This window comes from Burkholderia sp. Bmkn7, from assembly GCF_041103175.1.
GTDB classification, from domain to species: Bacteria; Pseudomonadota; Gammaproteobacteria; order Burkholderiales; family Burkholderiaceae; genus Burkholderia; species Burkholderia cepacia.
On sequence record NZ_JBGCUH010000002.1, the window covers coordinates 1,722,907 to 1,743,904 of the forward strand.

Here is a 20,998-nt window from a genome sequence, read left to right on the forward strand (position 1 = left end):
CAATACATCGATAAAACGACCCGGACGATCCCCATGACCGAAGCGACCCAGACATCCGCCGCCGCACCCGAGGACACACGCCTCGGGATCCTCGCGCGGCGCCGCATCGAAGCGGAAATCATCAAGCCGATCTACGAGATCATGAAGCGCGAGTTCGGCGCCGAGCGCGCGCAGGCCGTGATCGCGGAAGCCGTGCGCGGCGCGGCCGTCGACGCCGGCCGCACGTTCGCCGCGCAGGAGCCGGGCGGCACGAGCGTGAAGTCGTTCATCGCGCTGCAGGTGCTGTGGGAGAAGGACGATGCGCTCGACGTCGAGGTGCGGCGCGCGGACGACGCGCACTACGACTACGACGTGCATCGCTGCAGCTACGCGGAGATGTATCACGCAATGGGGCTCGGCGAGATCGGGCATCTGCTGAGCTGCGCGCGCGACAGCCATTTCATCCAGGGTTATGCGCCGGACATCGCGCTCACGCGCACGAGCACGATCATGCAGGGCGGCAAGCGCTGCGATTTCCGTTACGCACTGCAATCCGCGCCGGAGAACGGCGATGCGTGACGATCGCGGCAACGTGGATATCGTAAGCGCGCCGCGCGTCGACGGCGACCGCCTGTGGGCGTCGCTCGAACGGATGGCGCAGATCGGTGCGACGCCGAAGGGCGGCGTCTGCCGTCTTGCGCTGACCGACCTCGATCGCGAGTCGCGCGACCTGTTCGTGCAATGGGCGCAGGACGCCGGCTGCACGGTGCGCGTGGACCGGATGGGCAACGTCTTCGCACGCCGCCCGGGGCGCAATCCCGCCGCCGCGCCGGTCATGACGGGCTCGCACGCCGATTCGCAGCCGACGGGCGGCCGCTACGACGGCATCTACGGCGTGCTCGGCGGGCTCGAGGTCGTGCGTGCGCTGAACGACGCGGGCGTCGAGACCGAGCGCCCGATCGACGTCGTGATCTGGACCAACGAGGAAGGCTCGCGCTTCGCGCCGGCGATGGTGTCGGCCGGCGTGTTCTCGGGTGTCTATTCGCTCGAATACGGGCTGTCGCGCACCGACGGCGCGGGCAGGACGATCGGCGAGGAACTGGCGCGGATCGGCTACGCGGGCGCCGAGCCCGTCGGCGGTTATCCGGTGCACGCGGCGTATGAGCTGCATATCGAGCAGGGCCCGATTCTCGAACGGGCCGGCAAGACGATCGGTGTCGTGACGGGCGGGCAGGGGCAGCGCTGGTACGAAGTGACGCTCACCGGCGTCGACGCGCACGCGGGCACGACGCCGATGGAGGTCCGCCGTGATGCGCTGGTCGGCGCCGCGCGGATGATCGCGTTCATCGAGGTGCTCGGCCGTCGTTACGCGCCGGACGCACGCGCGACGGTCGGGATGATCGAGGCGCGGCCGAACTCGCGCAACACGGTGCCGGGCGGCTGCTTCTTCACGGTCGAGTTTCGTCATCCGGACGATGCGGTGCTCGACGAACTGGACGCGGCGCTGCGTGCCGAACTGGCGCGTGTGGCCGATGAAACGGGCCTCGGTGCGCAGATCGAGCAGATTTTCACGTATGCGCCGATCCCGTTCGCGCCGCGCTGCATCGACGCGGTGCGTGACGCGGCACGCTCGCTCGGGCTGTCGCACCTGGACATCGTGTCCGGTGCGGGTCATGACGCGTGTTATGTCGCGCGCGTCGCGCCGACCGGGATGATCTTCGTGCCGTGCGTCGACGGGCTGAGCCACAACGAGGCCGAAGCGATTACGCCCGAGTGGGCGGCGGCGGGGGCGGATGTGCTGTTGCGTGCGGTGTTGCGGAGCGCGCAAGAGGCCTGAGCCCGAGCGTGACGGCAGCGGCCCGGCGGCACGGTGTGCGCCGGGCCGTGCCGGTTTCGGCCTGGCGCCGCGAACGCGAAATTCGCGTCAGGCCACTGGCGAATGCCGATCGATGTATCGGCGCATCACGTAAAACGCCGTATCGGTGCGCCCCGGCATCGTCACCATCTCACCATCGGCCGTAAAACCGAGCTTTTCATAGAACCGGTACGCCACTTCGCGTGCCGTACACCACACGAGCGCCGCCCCGTGCGCTTGCGCATGCCGCACGCATACCTGCACCAGCACGCGCCCGAAGCCCATGCCGCGCACGGCAGGGTCGACGGCCATTCCGCGAAGCCGCCACGCGGGCCGTGCCGGATCGTCGTCGCGCAACTCCTCGCAGAGCGACGCGACCGCCACGATGTTCGAACGGTCGTCGCGCACGCCGACATGCAGCGTCGTCGGCGCATGGTCGCCAGCCAGTTCGCAGGCGTTCAGGTCGCCGTTCAGCAGGATCGCCGCCCGGAGCGGGTGCGTCTGCGCGGCGTCGATCGATGCGATGGTGAACAGCGGGTCGCCTGAAGTCATCAACGTTCCTCGTGCAATCGGGCCGCGCGTTATCGAGCGGCCTTGCGCCGCGCCATATACGCGAGATACGCGACGATCTGTTCGAGTTCCCGGTCGCTCAACTGGTCGGGCGGAAACGCCGGCATGACGCGGCCCGGCCAGTCGCGCACCGATGCCGGGTTGCGGATGTAGCGGCGCAGCGCGGCCGGCTGGAAGTAGTCGACCGGGTTCATCGGCGTGTTCAGGTCGGGGCCGGCATGGCTGCTGCCCGCGCCGTCGAGCCGGTGGCACGCGAGGCATTGCGTGACGAACAGGTGCTGCCCCGCGCGGGCCGGGTCGTCGGCAGGCAACGCGGCATCCACGGCAAGCGACGGCCAGCGCGCGAGCGGCGACGATTCGATCGTGACGCGCACGATCTGGTACGGCCACTGCTCGCCGCGCACCGACGCGGCGTCCGGCCCGAGCCACACCAGATAGAACGGCCCCGCGCTGACCTGCTTGCCGGGCAGCTTCGGCCACGGATGGGCCGGGTCCTCGATCGCGAGCCACGGAACGGCGCCGGCCGGCGCACGGCGGCGCACGAGGTCCAGCGGCAGTTGCGCGGCGAAGCCGTCGGCGGCGCGCGTTTCGAGCACGCCGTCGGCGGGCAGCGGCGTGTCGCCGAGCAGCGCGGCGAACGGCACCGCGCGGAACGTCATCGGCCGGCCGTACGCGATGTCGCGCGGCACACGGATGTCCGTCGCGTCGGGGCGTGCGAGCAGTGTCTGCCGGGTGAGGGGGCGGGCCGTGCCGTCGGTGTCGAGTTCGAGCGTGGACTGGGCCGACGCGCGTTGTCCGAACAGGCAAACCGTCAGCAGCACGAGCGAAAACCACTGGCGCTTCAGCATTCGTTCTCCGGGAAGGGGCGTTCCGGCGGCGGCAGGAGGCGGGCGCCGCGGCCGATGGAAGGAATCGGGCGACAGTCTATCCGGTACGCGCGGCGCTGGCGACTGCGGCGCGGGGCGGGTGACCGGTTCCGCGCGACGGTGTATCGTGCTTCGTCACGCACCGGGTGCGGCCAGCCGCAACCGACGTCGGGCCGTGGGCCCGAGGATACCGTCGGCGCTGCGCGGCCCGGCGGCATTCAACGAGACCGGACAACACGCATGGACTCCCCGGCAGAGCGGGCGCTTGCCCATATCCGACGATCGTGGCCGCCGGCGCGGCAAGGCCACGCATTTCCCGTCACGCTCAATTTTCATCCGGACATGCCGTCCGACGGTATGGGCACGCTCGAGCGGATCGTCCTCGATGGCATCTACCGGTCCCAGTTCGAGACGGCGACGAGCAACGGCGGCCTCACCGCGTATCCCGGCGGCGATCGCTGGCTGTGGGAAAGCCGGATGTTCGGGCAGGCGTACGATGCCGCCGACCCCGCGCTGCGGCCGAAGTACGGCGCGCTGAACCATCTGGGCGATCCCGTCGGCGGGTCGCGCCGCTTCGGGTCCTGTCATTTGCGCCTGCATGGCGACGCGTATCGGCGCACGACCTTCTGTTACCCCGACAGCCATTACCGGCCCGAGCATTTCGCGATTCACGACTGCACGGCGCTGATCGCGCTCGCAGCCGAAAACCGCGCCGGCCTCGATCCGCTGCTCGACAACTACATCGAGGCGCAGGTGCATGGCGTGGTCAGTCTGGACGACGACGTCGACGCGATCGTGCTCGATCCGAGCTATCGCGATACGCCGGTCGAGGCCGCGGCGAGGCGGTCGGGCTGCCGGATCGAGTGGCACGACGGCTTCCGGCTGTCGCTCGACCGGCTGGCCGAGTGCGCGCAATTCCGCGGGCAGGCGGCCGCCGACGCGATCGAACGCATCGCCGTCGACCGCATCGTGACGCCGGCCGTGCTCGGCCGCGCGCGCGACGGCACACTCGACTATCAGACGGCCAAATGGGTGTGGCATTGCATGGCGCGGTTTGGACTGGCGCGCGAAAACGCGGACTGACCGCACTCATCCGGCATGCGCCGCGCGACACTTGCGCGTCGTCGCTTCAATGACTCGAACAAGGCACTGCGCTTTTCGGCATCGGCGTGTCGTGCGCAGGCTCGAAATCGGCTTCGCGCGTGCCCGACGGCGTCAGCGACACGAAATGCATCGCGTTGCCGCGCGCCGGGAAACCGGCGATGCCCGTCATGCCCCACGGAATCGGCGAACGCTGCACGCCGTCGACCGCGATGTCCGTCGGCCCGAGTGCCAGCGTCAGCAGCCGGCCGTCGCGGATCGGCACGTACGCATGCGTGCCGGACACCCCGATGCCGGATTCGCGCACCGACGCCGGCAGGCAGTCGAGCGTCGCCGTGCGGCGGCCGTCCGGCGCGATCAGCATCGCGATGCCGCGATCGTCCGCCGTCGTCGTGACGACGATGAAGCGGTCGATCTCCGGCACATACGCCGACGCGTAAACGTAGTACTGGATCGCGTCGTTCAGCGTTCCCAGCTTGTCCAGCTTCGCGGTGACCGGGTCGAACATCGCGTATTCGAGCGTCGCGTCCGTGCTGCCTTCGATGAACTTCTGCCACACGAGCAGCGCGGCATGCGGCGAGCCCGCGACCATGGGCCACCACTCACGGCGGTGCGGCGCGACCGCGACGTGGTTCAGCACGCGCCCGGCCGCGTCGTAGGTCTTCACGTAGACGCCGTTGCCGGTGCCGAGGTTGTCGACGCCGCCGCCGTCGATCCAGTCGGCGGAATAGAACACGACGAAGCGGTCGGCAGCCGTGGCGACGTGCCCCGAGTGGCCGCCCGATTCGACGTCGTTCGGGTAGGGCTTGATCGGCTTCAGGTCGCGGCGGTAGACGCCGTAGCGCTGGCTGACTTCCTGCGGCGCGTTCCAGCCGTCCTCGAACGTGACGAAGATGTCGCCGCGCGCGTTCTGCGCGATCGACACCGGTTCCTGCGCCTCGGGGCGGCTGATGAACGTATGGACGCGCAGCAGGTGCGACCCGCCGGGCAGCCATTCTCCGACGTACACGTCATGCGGCCAGTTGCCGTTGCGCATCGCGCCGCGCGGCACGATGCCCGAGCTGCTGAAGAACACCCAGCGCTTGCCGTTGCCGGCGTCGGCCACGCCGATGCCGTGCATGAAGCTGCGCGGATCGGCGGCCGGGTGGGGGGCCGGGGCTGCCGGCACGGCGACCGTATGCACGGCCGGCGTGGCGGCGACGGCCGGCGGCGCCGTGACGATGCAGTATGCGCCACACAGCGCGGCCGCGACGCACCGCGCGACCGCCTGCGCCGGGCGCGCTCGCCACCTCATTCGACGGTCACCGATTTCGCGAGGTTGCGCGGCTTGTCGACGTCGGCGCCGCGCGCGCAGCCGACGTGATACGCGAGCAGTTGCAGCGGGATCACGTTGACGATCGGCGACAGCAGGTCGCTCGATTCGCGCACGCGGATCAGGTGCGTGTCGCGGTCGGCGTCGATGTCGAGTGCGCTGCCCGCCAGCACGTAGAGCCGCCCGCCGCGCGCGCGCACTTCGGCCATGTTGGACTTCAGCTTCTGGAACAGGCGGTCGTCCGGCGCGATCGTGACGACCGGCATCGCGCTCGTGACGAGCGCGAGCGGGCCGTGCTTCAGTTCGCCGGCCGCGTAGCCTTCGGCGTGGATGTACGACACCTCCTTGAGCTTCAGTGCGCCTTCCAGCGCGATCGGAAAATGAATGCCGCGCCCGAGGAACAGCGCGTTTTCGGTACGCGCGAACTTCGCGGCCCAGCCCATGATCTGCGTTTCGAGCGCGAGCGCGTGGCCGATGCGCTCGGGCAGCGCACGCAACTGCTTCAGGTGCAGCGCGACCTGCGCCGCATCGAGCCGGCCGCGCAGCTGCGCGAGCGTCAGCGTCAGCACGAACAGCGCGACGAGCTGCGTCGTGAACGCCTTGGTCGACGCGACGCCGAGCTCGATGCCGGCCCGTGTCAGGAACCGCAGCGGCGCGTTGCGCGCGATCGTGCTGGTCGCCACGTTGCAGATCGCCATCGACAGTTCCTGGCCCATGTCGCGCGCACGCTCGATCGCGCCGATCGTGTCGGCGGTTTCGCCCGATTGCGAAATGCCGACGACGAGCGTGCGCGGATCGGCCACCGTGTCGCGGTAGCGGAACTCGCTGGCGATCTCGACCTGGGCAGGCACGCCCGCGATCGACTCGAGCCAGTATTTCGCGGTCAGGCCCGCGTAGTAGCTGGTGCCGCAGCCGAGCAGCAGCACGCTCCTGACTCTCGACAGTCGCGTGCGCGCGTCGTCGGTCGTGTCGAACAGCGCTGGCGAGATCGTGTCGATGCCGTCGAGCGTGTTGTCGATCGCCTTCGGCTGCTCGAAGATCTCCTTCTGCATGAAGTGCTGGTACGGGCCGAGCGCGGCGTCGCCTTCGCGCGCCTTCACCTGGCACAGCGGGCGCTGGGCGTCGTGTCCGCCCGAGTCGACCACGGCGATGCGCTCCGGCGTGATCAGCGCGACGTCGCCGTCCTCCAGGTAAACGAAGCGGTCGGTCAGGTCGCCGAGCGCCGCGCAATCCGACGCGAGGTAGTTCTGTTCGGCCCCGATGCCGATCACGAGCGGCGAGCCCGCGCGCGCGGCGACGAGGCGCTGCGGCTCGCGCGCGCTCAGCACGGCGATCGCATACGCGCCGTGCAGCCGCTTCACCGCGCGCACGACCGCGTCGAACAGGTCGTCGCGATAGAGGCTGTGGATCAGGTGCGCGATCACCTCGGTGTCGGTCTGGCCGCGAAACGTGTAGCCGCGCTCGCGCAGCTCCGCGCGCAGCGCGTCGTGGTTCTCGATGATGCCGTTGTGCACGACCGCGATCGTGTCGCCGGACATGATCGGATGCGCGTTCATTTCCGACGGTGCGCCGTGTGTCGCCCAGCGCGTATGCGCGATGCAGGTCTGCGCCTCGAGGCCCAGCGTCAGCACGCGGGCCTGCAGGTCGGTCACGCGCCGCAGCGTGCGCTCGCTGCGCAGGCGGCCGTCGTCCTGCACGGCGATGCCGCACGAATCGTAGCCGCGATACTCGAGCCGGCTCAGCGCATTGACCAGTTGCGGCACCTGATTGTTCAGGCCGCTTGCTCCGACGATTCCGCACATGATTCACCTCGTCCGCAAAAACTGCAAAAGGTTGCCGGCCTGCCGGCACAGCGCGGCAGTGCGGCTTCAGGAGTGGCGCCGCGCGGCACCGATGCGGTCCCGTGCGCGGCGGCGCGGCTCCGCTGACCTACTCGCGGGGCGGCGGCCCCGCGTGGGCGACCCATTCGATGCCTGAAATCGAGCCGTTCGCGTCGTGCGACGCGACGAGAATGCGTGTCGTGCGGCGCGCGCCGCGCCGACGGGCGCTCGCCAGCACGGTCGGCGGCACCGAGCGCACCTTCGCGCTGGCCGAACGCCGCAGCATCTTCGACACGCGCAGCCGGAACGCCAGCGGATGCACGACGCGCCCGGCGATCAGCCACATGACGATGGTGCCCGCGATGATCGCGATGCTGGTCGCGTAGAACACCATCTGTTCGATCGGCATCTCGGCCGGGTTGAACGGCAGCAGGTAGCGATACGTATAGATGCAGATCGACGCCCATACGGCGCCCACCAGCGCGGGCCGCAGGAGCCGGAACCAGACGACCAGCGCGGGCCCGGCGACGCGGCCGCGTTCGGCGAGCATTTCGCGCGGCGTGCGCAGGGAGAGGTCAATAATCGGCGCGTTCTTCATGTTGAATGCCTCGGTCGGGGCTGACCCACACGGCCCGCTTGCCGCGGCCCCGCAGCACGACGGCCGGCAGGGCGACGACGGTAGTGATCATGCTGATCAGCCAGAAAGCAACGGGGTACCAGATGGTGTCCAGGAAGTACATCAGGAGTTTTTCGTCATACTGACGATCGATCATGCTGCCGATGATCAGTTGCAGGATGCAGGTCGCAACCAGCAACATCCCGTGCCAGTGCGGCACGACCGATACGTGCCAGCTCAGCGGCAGCGGATGGACGACGTTCACCAGCGCGAGCAGCAGGATGAACGACATCGAATAGGCCCACGCGATGCCGATCAGGTACTCGGCGAACAGCGGCCACATCATCATCTGCGTCGGCCGCGCGAGCGTGCCCGCATATTTCAGCAGCACCTGGATGCCGCCTTTCGACCAGCGCAGCCGCTGCCGGTAGAGCCCCATCAGCGTCTCGGGCATCAGGATCCAGCTGAGCGCGTGCGGCTCGTATACGACGCGCCAGTCGCGGCATTGCAGCTTCCAGCTGATGTCGATGTCCTCGGTCAGCATGTCCGAGCTCCAGTAGCCGACGTCGGCGAGCGCGGTCTTGCGGAACATCGTGACGACGCCCGACACCGTGAAGATGCGGCCGTACACCTGCTGCGTGCGCTTGATCAGCCCGACGATCGACGAGAATTCGCCGACCTGCATGCGGCCGAGCAGCGACGTGCGCGTGCGGATGCGCGGGTTGCCGGTCACGGCGCCGACGCCCGGGTCGGTCAGGAAGTGCTCGAGCATCCAGCCGATCGCATCGTGCGCGAGCAGCGAATCGCCGTCGATGCACAGCAGGAATTCCGCGTTCGACACCGCGGCCGCGGTCGTGAGCCCGACCGCCTTGCCTTCGTTGCGCGCGTGATGGATCACGAGCAGCCGCGGGATCTCGACGGCCAGTTCGTTGAGAATCTCGCCGGTGCGATCCCGGCTGCCGTCGTTGACCGCGATGATGTCGTAGTTCGGATACTGCATCCCGTCCAGGTGTTGGATCACGCTGCGCGCGTTCGCGGCTTCGTTGAAGCAGGGCACGACGATCGAGATCTTCGGAATGCCGCTCGCCGCGATCGTGCGCGTCGACAGCACGCGCCCTTCCTCGAGCAGGAAGTAATGGACGACACCGCCGATCATCCACAGATACGACATGAAGAACGGGTAGTAGAAGACGAAATCCTGCAGGCGCTGGATGATGCTGTGGCTGGTCATGGCGTCTTCGTCCCCTGTGTCTTCTGCATCTGCATCAGCGCGTTGATCGAGGTCGGATCGAGGCGCGACTTCAGCGACATCACGTCGCGCATCGTGTCGAGATCCGGCTGGTTGTTCAGGAAGTTGTCCGGGTAGTAGCCGAAGTTCACCGCGCCCTTGCTGCGCAGGCGCCGCATCTGCGCGAGCAGCGCGGTGCCGCCGATGTCCTTGCGCGCGTGCCAGTCGTACGACTGCAGCTCGAACACGGTGCGCCTGGTGCCGAGCTGTTTCGCGCGGACGGCGTCGACGAGCTGGTCCATCCAGCGTTCGGGGTCCTGCGCCTGTTCCATGTACGGCATCGCCATCAGCGCGACGAAGTCGTAGGTGGCGAGGAAATCGTCGTAGTTCTGTGCGAACCACGCTTCCGATTCCGGCTTCAGCACCGGCAGCGCGAAGATGTTGCGCGCCGTCAGCACGTCGCCCGCGTTCTGGTTCGCGAGCACGATCTGTTCGAGCTGGCGCGTCAGGTCGATCAGGTAGCGGCTCTTCTGCCGCGTCCAGCGCTTCATCAGGTCGGGTGTCGCGCGGATCTTGCCGATGTCGGCCGGCAAGCCCCATTGCGCATACGTGCTCAGCGCGTGCCGGCCGGCGTCTTCGTAATCGTCGAGCACGGCGTCGTCGCTGAACAGGATGCCGCTGAACGACGCGTATTTGCCGAGATCCTCGTAGATCTGCTCGATGAACAGCCGCGCTTCGGGGTCGAACGGGCTCAGGCGGTACACGCGCGAGTCGTTCTCGCGCGCCGGCGCGCCGCCGTATGCGCTGACGGCCTCGAGGCCGCGATGCTGGTCCGCCCGCGGCCGGAACGCGAGCACCGGCATCCACGCATACACCTGCACGTTCGAGCGCGTGCTGAGCTGCCAGGCGGCGCGCGAGAACAGGTCGCCGCGCATCGGCAGGTGCCGGTTCGGGAAATACAGCGATTCCGCGACACCCGTGCCCTTCGGGTCGGCGAATGCCTGCAGGTACACCGATTTCGGCTGCATCCGGTAGATGCGCTCGATCAGCTTGCCGAGATTCGCTTCCTGGCGCGCCGGATCGGGATCGTAGACCTGGTCGAGATCGACCTGCACGACGCGCTCGGGAATGTCGACGTCGCCGCGGTTGGAGGCCGGCTCGCGCATCGACCGCTCGAACCCGCCGATGTCGACGTCGTACATCATCAGGATCCGCCGCAACCGGTCGAGCGGCACGTCCGGCGTATTCGGGCCGGCGTCGAGGCTGAACTGGATGTCCATGCCGAGCGACGTCGAGATCTTGCGCACGGGCTGGTTTTCCGCGCCGTATGGCCAGACCATCGAGCGTGCGACGATGCCGGTGCGTTCACGGATCTGCCGCACGCACGTCTGCAGGTCGTCGTGCACGCGCGCTTCGAATTCGGCGTCGGTTTCATAGCGTTTCTGGTCCTGCAGGTAAAGGTGCGACGTGGTCGCCGGCAGTTCGTTGCCCTGCGGATTCGCGACCGCGCCGTGATGAAGGTTGTGGGTGTGGCAGCCGAGCTCGACGAATTCCGACTGGCCGACCTTCTTCACCTGGTCCCACGTCATGAAGTAGTCGCGCGGCATCTGGATCTTGTCGCTGATCTTGATCGGCGTATCCAGCGGCGCGTCGATCCAGGCGGTGACGATGCCCATCACGGCCGGATACTTGAAGCGCTCGAGCAGCGGCAGGACTTTCGTGTAGTGGCTGCTGTAGCCGTCGTCGAACGTGAGCAACACCGCGCGCGGCGGCAGCGGCTTGCCGCCGTGCCGCGACGCTTCGATCTGCTTGACCGTGATGGTGTGATAGTTGTTGGTCTGCAGCCACGAGAAGATGGCCGTCAGCGTGCCGGTGTCGACCGCGTACGGATCGACCATCGTCGACGACGAGAACGTCGCGAGCAGGTTGTCGCGCACGTCATGCAGGCAGATCACGCGGAACGTCTTGCCGTCGACCGGATCGGACGGCGGCAGCAGGTCGATCATCTTGGCATTGGTCACGCTCGGGAACAACGAACAGGCCGCAAACGTACCGAGGCATCCGCACATGAAGGTCCGTCTGGATTGCATTGTGCGATCTCCTTGCTAGAACGGCAGGTTGACCGACAGGAAGCCGGTTTCGGAGCGCTCGCGCTGGCCGTCGTACGCATGACTGCTGATTTCGACGCCGTACGTCAGCGTGATGTCGTGCTTGAACGTCCACGCGTGCTCGAGGCGCGCGGTCCACAGCGGGCTCGTGCCGAAGCCGCGCTCGTTGTACACACCGCCTGACGCCGACAGGCGCTGCTGCAGCGACATGTCGCCCTTCTTCCACAGCGTCAGCTGGTGCATGACGGTCGCCGCGGCCGCATAGTCGCGGCCCGGGTTGAAGTAGGGGGCGTCCTGGCGCGTGTTGCTGTCGGTGCCGAGGTCCAGCGACACGTTGACGAGCTGGTTCGCGGACGTGTACACGCGCTGCGTGCCCGTCGCGGAAATCTCCTGGTGCAGGTTCGAATCGCTGTAGCGGCTCACGCCGTAGCTCAGCTTGACTTCGCGGCGGTCGCTCTGCCGATACACGATCGAGACGTTCGCGGAGCGGCCCCAGATGTGCGCCGCATACGCCTTCCACGGCAGCGAGTTGTCGTTGGTGTCGAGCCCGGCGCCGACCGTCCAGTAGTCGTTCAGCGCGTACGCGATCGACCCGCGGCCGCCGGTTCGGCCGTCCGAACCGAACGAGCGCGTGACTTCGCCCAGCACGGTGAGCGGCCCGTGCCGGTAGTCGCCGCCGACGCCCGTGCGCGTGCGGCTGACGCTGCCGCCGTCGGTCTGGGCATGGCCGAAGAACGTATGCGAAAAGACACGCCAGTTGTCGCCGAACGGTTGGGAATACACATAGCTGTCCGACGTGAAGCTGTTGTCGGCCAGTGCGCTGTTGCCGTGCTCGAAGCTCAGGTCGGTCGTGAACACGGGGCTGCGGTACGCCTTGTAGTCGCGCTTGAACCCGCGCACGGCGCCGCTGTCCGGGAACGTGTTGCCCAGGGTCTGGTCGACGTTCCTCGCGCTCGCGTAATCGTCCGCCGTAAGCGATGCGCGGCCGAGCCCCGCGAGCATCTCGACGCTGTCCGGGTGGTCGGTCAGCGACGCGCGATACATCGCGATCGCCTGGCGCGGGTGCGACTGGCCCGAGACGGCGTCGGCATGCGCGGCGCGGACTTCCGCGTTGAACGGCACTTCCTTCTCGAGCTTTTCCAGCGAGGCGATCCCTTCGTCCACCCGGCCCGTATAGATCAGGTATTGCGCGCGCAGCCGGTAGTAGCGCAGGTAGTCTTCGTTTTCCGGCCCCCAGGTGCGCACGTCCTTGGCCGGCGGCAGCGATTTGCCCATGTCCTCGAGCACCTGGTTCGCATCGGCCGCGCGTCCCTGGTCGACGTACGACCAGAACAGCCCCTCGCGCAATTCGATCGGGCGCGTGCGTGCGCCGTACTGGAAGCCGCGCGTCGCGATGTCGGCCTGCGGCGCGGTCGCCTGCTTCAGCGCGCGCTGGTATACCACGTTGGCCTTGCCCGGTTCGCTCAGGTACAGGTACGCATCGCCGACGGCCGCCAGTGCGTCGATCGAGATCTCCGCGTCCGGCGGAATCGTCTCGAACGTCGCGACGGCCTGCTTCATCTCGCCGCGTGCCGCCAGCGCTACCGTCCGGTCGCCGGCGAGCGCCGTCCTGACCGGCGAATACTCGGGCGTGGACGGCATCCGCTTGTCGAGGTCGTTCGCGGCGGCGAGCGCGCTGTCGATCCCGTCGAAGCGGTCGGGGCTCGTCATCGAGCGCGACTTGTCGCGTCCGCCGCGCACCTGCTGGCGGATCGACAGTTCCTCGAGCCGCGCGAGATCGACTGCGGAGAACACGTCGGGGCGCGCTTTCGCTTCCTCCAGCGCCTTGACCGCGCCGCCGCTCGACGCGAGACCGAACACGTCGTTGCGGACCGTGGCCGGATCGGCGGTGCGGAGGTCGGGTATCTGCGCGTTCGGCGCCTGGGCTTCGGGTACCTGGGAGGCGGGCGGCTGCGCGCCGGGGGTCTGTGCATTCGGCGCCGGCATGCCGGGTGTCGACGAACTCGACGTCGGCGCTCCCGGCGTTTGCGGACCGGGCGGCTGACCGGACTGTGGAGCGGACTGTGAAGCGGCGGGCGTTGACGCGTCGGGCATCTGCGCACTCGATGCCTGCGCGATCAGCGTCCGCGCATTCGGCGGTTGCGCATCCGGCGCGGGCGAACCCTGTGCCGACGCGTCGGGCGGCCCCCGATCCGGTGCGCCGGCGGACCCGGCGATTTCACTGATGCGGCCGCCCGACTCCGTATCGCCTTCGGCGGAGAAGCAGGGGCCGGACGCGACGAGCAGCAATACCAGTGGCGCATGCAGGAGGATCCGCCGGTTGGACGGAGCGACGGCCGTGCAGGATTGTTGATGATTGTTGGCCACGAGGTGTCCTCCTTTCGAAACGATCACATCGGTGACACGCGTGACGACGCACGTCGTCGCGTGTCGCGCGGCCGGGCTGCGCGTGCCCGGCAATGCGGCGCCGGCTCACAGCCGGTTACGGATCGCCTGGCCGAGCAACGCACGCGATTCGCTGTTCGTCGGGTCGATCGCGAGCGCCCGGCTCGCGTTTTGCTCGACACAGTTCCATTCGTCGATCACCGCACACGAGCGCGCCTTCGCCAGCGCACGCGCGCTTTCCAGTTCCGCGTGCGTGACGCTCGCCGTCTGCATGCGCGTGGCGTCGGTGCGGTACGTCCGGGGTTTGGGCGCGAAGTCCATCCGCTTGTCCGTGCCTGCCAGCGTGTCCGCATGCGGCGGCCGATGCGTGGCGCCGTGCCGCGTGGCGGCGCGACTGGCGGCGGTTGCCTGCTGCGTACCGGCCGCGAGTGCCACCGGTGGCGCATGCGGCGGCCGCCGGTGCGTCGCGACGGCGCGGGAAGCGGGGTGCGGCGCGGGTTCCGGTGCGACCGTGAGCGTGACGGGCGGCACGGTCGATACCTCGGGTGCTGCCGACGCCGACGCGGCCTGCCATGGCGGCGCGGGCGGTGTGGCCTGCGCGCGTGTCGACGCCGGCACGGGCGCGACGGATGTGCCGGACGACGCGCTCGCGCGGGAGGCCAGGGTCACGATCGCGTTGCGATACTTTCCGACCGCGGTTCCGATTGCGCCGGAGATGTCGTGCGCCACGCTCGGGTGGCCGACTGTCGTGTCTCGCTCGGCATACGCGAAGAGGCCGAAGATCGTGGCAAACGCGACGAAGCTGAGTGCTGCATTCTTTCCCGGGCCCCAGGAGGGTTTCGGCTGGGGGGCGGGCGAGCGGTCCGGTCGTTCGGCAGGAGGCATGCAATGCTCCTCGATTCGATGCGCGGCGGTGAGTGGCGTGATCGGGGCGGGGTCAGGCGGGACTTACCATCGCAACTGCGTGGTGAGTGCGCCGGTTTCCACGATCGCGAACTGGGTGGCTCCCTGGTACGTTCCCTCCACCCGGTAACTTGCGTCGGGCACGCTGAACAGGCAGCGCGACCCGGACGCGTTGAACTCGACGAGCACGCGTCCATGGCGGCGCAGCCGTACCTGCACATTGGCAAGCGGCTGCCCGGTGCTGGCCGAAGCAAACGACACGCCCAGGTTGTACGGCCGGCCATCGGGAGGCAGCGGCGCCGTGCCGTCGATCCGCGCGTCGCCGCAGATATACGAGATCACGTAGCGCCCGTCGCCCGGCCCCGACGCAGGCGTCTGGGCCGTTGCATTCATGCAGAGCGCGGAGAGGGCGGCGCTCAGGAAAGGGCGAGCGTGCTGTCGAATCGAGGAAGGCATTGCAACCTCCGTTCCGGAATCAATGACGAGTATTTATTCCGAGTCAAATCTGCCAGCGTTCTTTTTGCGACACGCTATTGATACACGATGGATTGCGAACCAACAATCGCGTGTGGCCCGAATGGGACGGCGGTGAAATATCCTATTTACACAGGATAAGGACGGATTTGTTTGACTCTCTTAATACTGAAGAAAGTCGATATTGCCGAATATGAATATTGCTATTCGGTAGCGATGATCCCGCACGCATTGAATCACGTCTGTCGTATCGACATTCGTGCCGAAAAATAACGACTGATAAAAGAAATGTTTGCGGCTGTGTGTGCGGCGGATCGATGTCGGTTCGGGTACAGGTCGAGCGAAATGAAAAGGACGGCGTGACGTTGTTAGTATTTTAGAGTGTTGCGGGTGAATCGAAACTTTTAATTTGTTCTGTAACAGGGTGTTTCTGTTCTGATAATCAGATGGAATATTCCGGTGCATCGTGCCGGATGTAAAAGAATCAAGTCATGAAATGCAAACGTTTGCGATTCCACTGATAACGATTACCGGTCTGTCGCGTAATTTTTCGGGTTGCGACGGGATCGCTATTTGCTGCCGGAAAAGCGGGTCGCGTTCGCCGGGAAGCGGCGCGGATGCATGCGCACACCGCACGGCTGAAATTCGCGGTTGCGTTCGCGTCGTCGCGGGACACGACGCGAACGCGAACGCGATCAAGATCACACTCGCGAAGATCAGCGGTTGGCGCCCGCGCTGCGCCGCGCGATGCGCATCGCCGGCGCGGATGCCTGTTCGTCCGCGCCGACGGCACCTTCGACCGCTGCGCGCGGCCGGTTCATGATGTACGTCCACAGTTGCTCGGCCGCGAGCCCGCGCTTGCGGGCCGACCGATACAGGCGGATCTCGAGTTCGGTGATCCAGTCGCCGGAACCCGCGCATACGAGCGTGCCTTCCGCGAGCTCCTTCGCAACGCAGCTTTCCGGCAGCCAGCCGATCCCGTGCCCGGCCACGACCATGCCCTTCAACGCTTCGGACATGTGCGTCTCGAAGCACCGGTGCACCACGTACGGCTCGGTTGCGTTCAGCAGCAGCATCTCGACGATGTTGCCGAGGAACGCGCCCGACGAATACGCGAGCAGCGGCAGCGGTGCGTCGGGTGTGCCCGGCAGCTGGAACACGGGCTTGCCGCGCGCATCGGGCGTCGATACGGGCAGGATCCGTTCGACGCCGAGGCTGACGAACGGGAAGTGGTTCGGGTCGAGCACGATCGGCAACTGCGGATGGTGATAGCCGAGCAGCAGGTCGCATTCACCTTCGACGAGCTGCTGCACGCCTTCCGGCACGTTCACCGCGTTCACGCGCGCGGTCACGTGGCCGACCTCGCCGTTGAGCTGCTTGAGCCATTCGGGGAACAGCGTGAAGACGAGCGTATGGGCGACCGCGAAACGCACGACCTGATCGCTGGCCGCGAACTGGTCGTAGCCGTTCACGAGATTGCGCGCCGCATACATGCTGCGCAGGATGTCCGCGGCGAGCCCGCGGAACATCTGGCCGGCCGGCGTCAGCGTGATCGGGTTGATGCTCCGGTCGACCAGCTTCGCGTCCATCCAGGTTTCGAGTGCGGCAATTCGTCTGCTGAATGCCGACTGCGTGAGGTGCCGGTGACGTGCGGCCCGGGAAAAACTCTTGGTATCCGCAAGGCTCAGGAAATCTTCCAGCCACTTTGCTTCCATTTCGATCTTCGCTTTTTATAGTCGGGCGCCTGAAGGGCGGCACCCCGTGCTGCACCAATTTTCTAGCGTACCGCGCCTCGCGTGGGTCGGCCCGATGTTTTTTTTCGATCGGTGTCAGTCGAAATATGCATGGGCGTTGTCGGCGGGATTACGGCTGCATAGCGTTGAGGTGCCGGATCCGGCTAACCGGACAGTTCACAGCATCGAACTGCCGGCGCGCCGCAGACGGTACTTCCCCCAGGGCCGGTTGCGCCGTGTGCGTGCCGGCCCGCCTCCATTGTGGCGGCCCGGTGCCGGGTCGCCCCGTTTTTTGTGCAGTGCAGATTGCACATTCGTGACACGCGGGGGAACTATGTTCGGAAGTCGCGGCGCAGCATCGGCCGTGCGCGCCTGCGACGCACCGTCGTCGCACGTCGCGCCGGGCGCTGCACCACCGTGGTGCGCAATGTCGGCCGGGCGTGCCTGGCACGGCGCAAAAAGGGGGGATTATCGAGGGAGCCCGCAAGGCACGTTCCTTGCAACGCAGTCGTTACGCCGGTCCGGCATGCGCAATGCCGGGGAAACGATCGATGGAGAAAAAGATCGATGAAGCCATTCGATGAAATGCTGCAATCCGGCGACATGGTAAGGGCGCCTTACGCGCGCCTGAAGCAGTGGCTCGACACGCAGAATCCCGCGAGCCTCGCCCAGAAAGCCCACGACGCGGAAGGCGTGTTCCGCAAGACGGGCATCACGTTCGCCGTCTACGGCGACGCGGAGGCCGCCGAGCGGCTGATTCCGTTCGACATCGTCCCGCGCATCATCTCGGGCACGGAATGGAGCCGGCTGTCGCTCGGCATCGAGCAGCGCGTGATGGCGCTCAACGCCTTCCTCGACGACATCTACCATCGTCAGGAAATCGTGCGCGCCGGCATCGTGCCGAAGCACCTGATCGCGCACAACGAAGCGTTCATCCCGGAGATGATCGACTTCCGGCCGCCCGGCAACGTTTACACGCACATCATCGGCGTCGACATCGTGCGCACCGGCGAAAACGAGTTCTACGTGCTGGAAGACAACGCGCGCACGCCGTCCGGCGTGTCGTACATGCTGGAAAACCGCGAGACGATGATGCAGCTCTTCCCGGAGCTGTTCCAGCAGGTGAAGGTGCGCCCGGTCGAAACCTATCCGCAGATGCTGCGCCAGTCGCTCGCGGCCGTATGCCCGCCGGGCGGCAACGCCGACAACCCGACCGTCGCCGTGCTCACGCCGGGCATTCACAACTCCGCGTACTACGAACATTCGTTCCTCGCCGACCAGATGGGCGTGCATCTCGTCGAAGGCAGCGACCTGCAGGTGATCGACGGCCGCGTCGCGATGCGCACGACCGAAGGTTTCCAGCCGATCGACGTGCTGTACCGCCGCGTCGACGACGCGTTCCTCGATCCGCTCACGTTCCGCCCCGATTCGGTGCTCGGCGTCGCGGGGATCATGGACGTCTACCGCGCGGGCAACATCACGATCGCGAACGCGCCCGGCACGGGCATCGCCGACGACAAGGCGATCTACTCGTACATGCCGGAGATCGTCGAGTTCTACACGGGCCGCAAGGCGCTGCTGGAGAACGTGCCGACCTGGCGCTGCGGCGAGGCCGACAGCCTGAAGTACGTGCTCGACCATCTCGACGAACTGGTCGTGAAGGAAGTGCACGGCTCGGGCGGCTACGGGATGCTGGTCGGGCCGGCCGCGTCGAAAGCGGAGATCGAGGCGTTCGCCGCGAAGCTGCGCGCGCGCCCCGCGAACTACATCGCGCAACCGACGCTCGCGCTGTCCACGACGCCGATCCTGACCGACGCCGGCCTTGCGCCGCGCCACGTCGACCTGCGGCCGTTCGTACTGGTGTCGGACCGGATCCGCATCACCCCGGGCGGGCTCACGCGGGTCGCGCTGAAGGAGGGATCGCTCGTCGTCAACTCGAGCCAGGGCGGCGGCACCAAGGACACCTGGGTGCTGGCCGACTGAGCCGGATGCTACCGCGCGCGCCGGAGCCGGCGCGCGAACCGAACGAAGACGGAGTGGACACGAGATGCTTCTGGGACGTACTGCAAGCGGTCTCTACTGGATGTACCGCTATATCGAGCGCGCGGAGAACATCGCGCGCATCGTCGATGCCGGGCTGCGGATGGCGCTCACGCGCACGTCCGACGCGCCGGCCGAATGGTCGTCGGTGCTCGTCAGCTCGGGCACGGATGAAGGTTACCGGCAGAAATACGACGCGTATGCGGCCGATACCGTGACCGACTACCTGCTGCGCGACCGCGACAACCCGTCGAGCGTGCTGTCGTGCATCGAGGCCGCGCGCTCGAATGCGCGGATGGTGCGCACGGCGCTCACGCGCGAGGCATGGGAGAGCGTGAACGGCGCTTGGCTCGCGCTGCGCCGCGCGCTCGCGCAGCCGGTGCCGGAAAGCGAGCTGCCGGCCGTGCTCGACCAGGTGAAGCGCGAAACCGCGCTGATCCTCGGCAGCTTCTACAGCACGATGCTGCGCAACGAGATCTTCGATTTCGCGCAGATCGGCGCGTTCGTCGAGCGCGCCGACAACACCGCGCGCATCATCGACGTGAAATACCACCTGCTGCTGCCGTCGGTGTCGCACGTCGGCACGATCCTCGACAACTACCAGTGGGAGACGATCCTGCGCTGCGTCGCCGCGCACCGTTCGTACCGCTGGGTGTACGACGTGCAGTACAAGCCGATGAACATCGCCGACTACCTGATCCTGAACGGCCGCATGCCGCGTTCGCTGCGCTATTGCTACGGGCGCGTCGTGTCGAGCCTGAACCTGCTCGCAAAGGATTACGGCGTGACACACCCGTGTCACGACACGGCCACGAAGATCCTGCAGATGCTGTCCGATACGTCGGTCGAGCGGATCTTCAAGAGCGGCCTGCACGAATTCCTGACCGACTTCATCGGCCGCAACAACAGCCTCGGGATCGAAATCGCCCAGGCTTACAACTTCGACTGAGACTTGCCATGCGACTCGCCATTCGACACATCTCGCGTTATCAGTTCGACGATCAAGCCACCCATGCGCTGCAACGGCTGCGGCTGCGCCCGCAATCGGGCCCCGGGCAGACGGTGCGCGCGTGGCAGGTCACGATCGACGGCGTCGAGCCGTCGCTGTCGTACGCCGACGGGCTCGGCAACCGCATCGACCTCGTGCGGCACGAGCGCGGCGCGAAGGCGGAGATCGTCGTCGTCGCGGCCGGCGTCGTCGAGACGCAGGACCGCGCCGGCATTCTCGGCAATCCTGAAGGCTATGCGCCGCCGTGGATCTTCGAACGCGAGACCGCGCTCACGAAGGCCGGCGCTTCCGTGCGCGAGCTCACGGAAGCGCTGCCCATCGACCCGCGCGGCCTCGACGCATTGCACTGGCTGATGACGGAAGTGCATGACCGCATCGCGTATGCGCCGAACCTGGCCGCCGACGCGCCCGTCGACGCGGAAACCGCGCTGCAAAGCGGCGAGGGCACGAGCCGCGATCACGCGCATGCGTTCATCGCGGCCGCGCGCGTGCTGAAGATTCCCGCCCGCTATATCTCTGGCTACGTGCTGGCGGACAGCGCGATGCAGCGCATCGCCGACGCGAAGCAGAACCTGAGTGACGACGAGGCGGAAGAAGCGCTCGCGCTGCAGAGCGGCGAGGGCATGCAGCAGGTGCTCGGCGCGTCGCACGCCGCGCAATCGCAGGGGCTGCCGCAGCCGTCGCTCGGTGCGCAGCCGCAAGCGACGGGGCTGATGCAGCAGCCGGCCGGCCATGCGTGGGCCGAGGCCTATGTCGAAGGGCTCGGCTGGGTCGGGTTCGATCCGTTCATGAATCGCTGCCCGGACGAGCGTTACGTGCGCATCGCGGTCGGCCTCGACTATCGCGACGCGCAGCCGGTGACGGGGCTCGGCGCGACGGCCGTCGGCGTCGAGATCAGCGTCGTGCAGACACCCGAGCTCGTCTGACCCGACGCGCGCTTTCGCCGAATCCGCCAGGCCGGGCAGCCGCGTCGCGTTGAACGCGACGCGGCGCGCGGCC

At 67.3% G+C, this 20,998-nt stretch carries 17 protein-coding genes; 6 read left to right on the top strand and 11 right to left on the bottom strand.

The window, feature by feature from the left end; all coding sequences use genetic code 11:
- The first annotated feature begins 33 nt into the window (after positions 1-33).
- Both AB3K92_RS13705 and AB3K92_RS13710 read left to right on the top strand, forming a co-directional pair.
- Entirely contained in the window at positions 34-558 is a 525-nt protein-coding gene (locus AB3K92_RS13705; RefSeq protein ID WP_021160901.1) for an L-2-amino-thiazoline-4-carboxylic acid hydrolase, read from the top strand.
- Positions 551-1,816: a Zn-dependent hydrolase gene (locus AB3K92_RS13710; protein WP_369465256.1), complete on the top strand. Its 1,266-nt coding sequence runs from the start codon at positions 551-553 to the stop codon at positions 1,814-1,816. The genes AB3K92_RS13705 and AB3K92_RS13710 overlap by 8 nt, the downstream gene beginning before the upstream one ends.
- 87 nt (positions 1,817-1,903) lie before the next feature.
- Here AB3K92_RS13710 and AB3K92_RS13715 read toward each other — a convergent pair whose 3' ends face one another.
- Positions 1,904-2,386: a GNAT family N-acetyltransferase gene (locus AB3K92_RS13715; RefSeq protein WP_226202121.1), complete on the bottom strand. Its 483-nt coding sequence runs from the start codon at positions 2,384-2,386 to the stop codon at positions 1,904-1,906.
- A 29-nt stretch (positions 2,387-2,415) separates the two neighbouring features.
- On the bottom strand, positions 2,416-3,252 hold the full coding sequence (locus AB3K92_RS13720; protein ID WP_059677102.1) for a cytochrome c: 837 nt from the start codon (positions 3,250-3,252) through the stop codon (positions 2,416-2,418).
- A gap of 258 nt (positions 3,253-3,510) precedes the next feature.
- On the opposite strand from AB3K92_RS13720, the gene AB3K92_RS13725 reads away from it, so the two are divergent.
- Positions 3,511-4,353, top strand: a complete 843-nt coding sequence (locus tag AB3K92_RS13725) for a DUF3626 domain-containing protein (RefSeq protein ID WP_369465257.1) — start codon at positions 3,511-3,513, stop codon at positions 4,351-4,353.
- A 46-nt stretch (positions 4,354-4,399) separates the two neighbouring features.
- Here AB3K92_RS13725 and AB3K92_RS13730 read toward each other — a convergent pair whose 3' ends face one another.
- From AB3K92_RS13730 to AB3K92_RS13770, 9 genes are all read right to left on the bottom strand, one after another.
- A complete protein-coding gene (locus AB3K92_RS13730) occupies positions 4,400-5,665 on the bottom strand; it encodes a hypothetical protein (RefSeq protein ID WP_369465258.1) in 1,266 nt (421 codons plus the stop codon).
- On the bottom strand, positions 5,662-7,485 hold the full coding sequence (glmS, locus tag AB3K92_RS13735; protein WP_104767595.1) for a glutamine--fructose-6-phosphate transaminase (isomerizing): 1,824 nt from the start codon (positions 7,483-7,485) through the stop codon (positions 5,662-5,664). Before glmS ends, AB3K92_RS13730 begins: the two co-directional genes overlap by 4 nt.
- 127 nt (positions 7,486-7,612) lie before the next feature.
- On the bottom strand, positions 7,613-8,101 hold the full coding sequence (locus AB3K92_RS13740) for a hypothetical protein (RefSeq protein ID WP_021162105.1): 489 nt from the start codon (positions 8,099-8,101) through the stop codon (positions 7,613-7,615).
- Positions 8,079-9,350 carry a poly-beta-1,6-N-acetyl-D-glucosamine synthase gene (pgaC, locus tag AB3K92_RS13745; RefSeq protein WP_059650993.1) on the bottom strand — a complete coding sequence of 424 codons (1,272 nt, stop codon included), beginning with the start codon at positions 9,348-9,350 and terminating at the stop codon, positions 8,079-8,081. The genes AB3K92_RS13740 and pgaC overlap by 23 nt, the downstream gene beginning before the upstream one ends.
- Positions 9,347-11,437 carry a poly-beta-1,6-N-acetyl-D-glucosamine N-deacetylase PgaB gene (pgaB, locus tag AB3K92_RS13750; RefSeq protein ID WP_369465259.1) on the bottom strand — a complete coding sequence of 697 codons (2,091 nt, stop codon included), beginning with the start codon at positions 11,435-11,437 and terminating at the stop codon, positions 9,347-9,349. Before pgaB ends, pgaC begins: the two co-directional genes overlap by 4 nt.
- A gap of 15 nt (positions 11,438-11,452) precedes the next feature.
- Entirely contained in the window at positions 11,453-13,822 is a 2,370-nt protein-coding gene (gene pgaA / locus AB3K92_RS13755; RefSeq protein ID WP_369465260.1) for a poly-beta-1,6 N-acetyl-D-glucosamine export porin PgaA, read from the bottom strand.
- Positions 13,823-13,927: 105 nt separating this feature from the next.
- The gene (locus tag AB3K92_RS13760; RefSeq protein WP_369465261.1) at positions 13,928-14,725 is read right to left on the bottom strand and encodes a hypothetical protein; all 798 of its coding nucleotides are present in this window, start codon (positions 14,723-14,725) and stop codon (positions 13,928-13,930) included.
- A 63-nt stretch (positions 14,726-14,788) separates the two neighbouring features.
- Entirely contained in the window at positions 14,789-15,199 is a 411-nt protein-coding gene (locus AB3K92_RS13765; protein WP_021162100.1) for a hypothetical protein, read from the bottom strand.
- 734 nt (positions 15,200-15,933) lie between these two features.
- Positions 15,934-16,932, bottom strand: a complete 999-nt coding sequence (locus AB3K92_RS13770) for a LysR substrate-binding domain-containing protein (RefSeq protein ID WP_060125485.1) — start codon at positions 16,930-16,932, stop codon at positions 15,934-15,936.
- Positions 16,933-17,517: 585 nt separating this feature from the next.
- On the opposite strand from AB3K92_RS13770, the gene AB3K92_RS13775 reads away from it, so the two are divergent.
- From AB3K92_RS13775 to AB3K92_RS13785, 3 genes are all read left to right on the top strand, one after another.
- A complete protein-coding gene (locus tag AB3K92_RS13775) occupies positions 17,518-18,933 on the top strand; it encodes a circularly permuted type 2 ATP-grasp protein (RefSeq protein WP_021162097.1) in 1,416 nt (471 codons plus the stop codon).
- Between the two features lie 64 nt (positions 18,934-18,997).
- A complete protein-coding gene (locus AB3K92_RS13780) occupies positions 18,998-19,939 on the top strand; it encodes an alpha-E domain-containing protein (protein ID WP_021162096.1) in 942 nt (313 codons plus the stop codon).
- Between the two features lie 8 nt (positions 19,940-19,947).
- Positions 19,948-20,925, top strand: a complete 978-nt coding sequence (locus AB3K92_RS13785) for a transglutaminase domain-containing protein (protein WP_369465262.1) — start codon at positions 19,948-19,950, stop codon at positions 20,923-20,925.
- Positions 20,926-20,998: the final 73 nt, after the last annotated feature.

Bases quoted from the DNA above. Each gene is read 5' to 3' on its own strand.
- AB3K92_RS13725 (WP_369465257.1), top strand. From the start codon at position 3,511: ATGGACTCCCCGGCAGAGCGGGCGCTTGCCCATATCCGACGATCGTGG.
- AB3K92_RS13770 (WP_060125485.1), bottom strand. From the start codon at position 16,932: ATGGAAGCAAAGTGGCTGGAAGATTTCCTGAGCCTTGCGGATACCAAG.
- AB3K92_RS13730 (WP_369465258.1), bottom strand. From the start codon at position 5,665: ATGAGGTGGCGAGCGCGCCCGGCGCAGGCGGTCGCGCGGTGCGTCGCG.
- AB3K92_RS13715 (WP_226202121.1), bottom strand. From the start codon at position 2,386: ATGACTTCAGGCGACCCGCTGTTCACCATCGCATCGATCGACGCCGCG.
- AB3K92_RS13775 (WP_021162097.1), top strand. From the start codon at position 17,518: ATGAAGCCATTCGATGAAATGCTGCAATCCGGCGACATGGTAAGGGCG.
- pgaB (WP_369465259.1), bottom strand. From the start codon at position 11,437: ATGCAATCCAGACGGACCTTCATGTGCGGATGCCTCGGTACGTTTGCG.
- glmS (WP_104767595.1), bottom strand. From the start codon at position 7,485: ATGTGCGGAATCGTCGGAGCAAGCGGCCTGAACAATCAGGTGCCGCAA.
- AB3K92_RS13765 (WP_021162100.1), bottom strand. From the start codon at position 15,199: ATGCCTTCCTCGATTCGACAGCACGCTCGCCCTTTCCTGAGCGCCGCC.
- AB3K92_RS13705 (WP_021160901.1), top strand. From the start codon at position 34: ATGACCGAAGCGACCCAGACATCCGCCGCCGCACCCGAGGACACACGC.
- AB3K92_RS13710 (WP_369465256.1), top strand. From the start codon at position 551: ATGCGTGACGATCGCGGCAACGTGGATATCGTAAGCGCGCCGCGCGTC.
- AB3K92_RS13785 (WP_369465262.1), top strand. From the start codon at position 19,948: ATGCGACTCGCCATTCGACACATCTCGCGTTATCAGTTCGACGATCAA.
- AB3K92_RS13780 (WP_021162096.1), top strand. From the start codon at position 18,998: ATGCTTCTGGGACGTACTGCAAGCGGTCTCTACTGGATGTACCGCTAT.
- AB3K92_RS13740 (WP_021162105.1), bottom strand. From the start codon at position 8,101: ATGAAGAACGCGCCGATTATTGACCTCTCCCTGCGCACGCCGCGCGAA.
- pgaC (WP_059650993.1), bottom strand. From the start codon at position 9,350: ATGACCAGCCACAGCATCATCCAGCGCCTGCAGGATTTCGTCTTCTAC.
- AB3K92_RS13760 (WP_369465261.1), bottom strand. From the start codon at position 14,725: ATGCCTCCTGCCGAACGACCGGACCGCTCGCCCGCCCCCCAGCCGAAA.
- AB3K92_RS13720 (WP_059677102.1), bottom strand. From the start codon at position 3,252: ATGCTGAAGCGCCAGTGGTTTTCGCTCGTGCTGCTGACGGTTTGCCTG.